Origin of the sequence: Acinetobacter sp. S4400-12, assembly GCF_024129495.1 — a bacterium.
In the GTDB taxonomy this organism is placed as follows: domain Bacteria; phylum Pseudomonadota; class Gammaproteobacteria; order Pseudomonadales; family Moraxellaceae; genus Acinetobacter; species Acinetobacter lwoffii_C.
In genome coordinates, this window is sequence record NZ_JAMXYB010000074.1 from 1 (window position 1) to 1,970 (window position 1,970).

The window sequence follows — 1,970 nt, forward strand, 5'->3', positions numbered from 1 at the left end:
AAAGACCACATCAAGCTAACAAAGGAAAGCCACCTCTAATGGCTGCTTAACCTCTACTTTTAACTTCGGTTATTTATGGGAGGATTACCATCATTCTAAAAGAATCTCACTTTTTTATTGACCATAATCCTGCTGAAATTCAGGCAATGCAAAATCAGGGAGCATTTGCATTGAATAAAGTGATGCAATTAAGTCTGATTTCCTTTATCCCAAGTGCCTTACAAATTGTTTTTTCATGCTTTATTCTCGGCCTGAAGCTAGATCCTAAGGTGGTGACAATTGTTCTTTTATACGGGTCATTTTTTATTGGATTATCATATTTTTCAAGTAAACGCATAGAAGAATATTTAAAAGTAGCAACCAGTGAAAGACAAAAAAACACCCAGTTGGTGGGCAATGCCATGTCTATGATGGATATCTTAAGATTTTTTAATGCAGCTGCCTGGATAGAGCATCGGTTTCAGGAAGGTTCTAAACAAATATTGAAAAGCCTGACCTCATATTCTTTAAAGCGTACTTACTATGCTGTTATTTTTGGTTTGGCTCTTAGCATTCAGTTTATTATTACTTTTTATATTCTTATTCCTGATGTTCAGGCAGGTCGTATGAGTGTGGGCGATCTGGTTTTATTTAATACTCTATTGCTTCAACTTAATACACCTTTTGAAATGATCGGGAGATGTATACTTGAATTTAATCAATCTTATATAGAATTCAAACCTTTTGCCAGAATGTGGAACGAACCAGAATTAGCAGACAACTCAAAACAATTAACAGCAAACTGTCCAGAGAGTAAACATCTTTCTGGTGTCTTAAAATTTCAGGATGTATCTTTCACTTATTCAAATGGACGTAGAATTCAGAATATTAACTTTACTGCAAAACGTGGAAAAATCACTTTTCTAACAGGTGATAGTGGGGCAGGTAAATCAACTATTTTCAAGTTGATTTTAAAACAAATTGAACCTGATCAAGGAGATATTGTAGTGCACAATATTTCTTTAAACAGTATTGACCGTAATACATGGTTTTCACAAGTAGGTGTAGTTCCACAAGAAGTAATGTTACTGAATGATTCGATTAAAAATAATATTTGTTTAGGGCGGCCTTATGATGACCATAAAATTTATCAGGCAGCTCAAAAAGCACAAATTTTAGATCGTATTATCATGATGCCCGATGGTTTCGATACCAAAGTTGGGGAAAGAGGCATGACTCTTTCTGGCGGAGAAAAACAAAGGATCTCTATAGCGAGAGCACTATATGCTGATCCCGAATTTCTGCTCTTGGATGAGGCCAGTTCAAATTTAGATATAGAAACAGAGCATGAAATTATGTCTCATATGCGTAGCCTAAAAGATAGCGTGACGATCATAGCTATTACTCACAATCCTGAACTTATTCATAAGGAAGATATAGTCATACAACTATAGATTGTGCTAGATTTCAATTTATTTAAAATCAACATACTATGCAGCCCTGATATAAAATCAGAGCTGCATACTTTTAAGCTTCTTTTATGTAATTGCTAGGGCTTGTCCTCATTTGGCTTTGCACCAAATAAACATGCAAGCAATGTAGATCATAGACTGATAATTTCGTGCAAGCTTATCAAATCGGGTAGCAATAGCACGGAAATGTTTTAATTTCGCAAATGCATTTTCAACTAAATGTCTTAATTGATATAGATATTTATCAAACTCCTTATTCAACCTCTTACTATTTGATCTCATTGGAATAATGAGAATCATATCCTTATTCTGGGCATATATTCTAATCTGCCCAGCATCATACCCCTTATCAGCAATAAGATAAGTTGCCTCGTCTACAGTATCAATCAGTTGTTTTGCAACTTGACTGTCGTGGACGTCACCCCCAATGATTTTAAAATCAATCGGTAATCCATTCGCGTCGGTTGCAAGATGTATTTTTGTTGTTCGTCCACCACGTGATTGTCCAATTGCTCTTTT

At 35.2% G+C, this 1,970-nt stretch carries 2 protein-coding genes; one reads left to right on the forward strand and one right to left on the reverse strand.

Going from position 1 to position 1,970, the window contains the following annotated elements:
• Positions 1–146: 146 nt before the first annotated feature.
• Entirely contained in the window at positions 147–1,433 is a 1,287-nt protein-coding gene (locus NI461_RS14345; protein WP_174659694.1) for an ABC transporter ATP-binding protein, read from the forward strand.
• Between the two features lie 108 nt (positions 1,434–1,541).
• On the opposite strand, the gene NI461_RS13920 is transcribed toward NI461_RS14345, so the two are convergent.
• Positions 1,542–1,970, reverse strand: a 429-nt coding sequence (locus NI461_RS13920) for an IS5 family transposase (RefSeq protein WP_253157804.1), incomplete at its 5' end; no start/stop codon positions are given.

Coding starts and splice junctions, on each gene's coding strand:
- NI461_RS14345 (WP_174659694.1), top strand. CDS start 147: ATGCAAAATCAGGGAGCATTTGCATTGAATAAAGTGATGCAATTAAGT.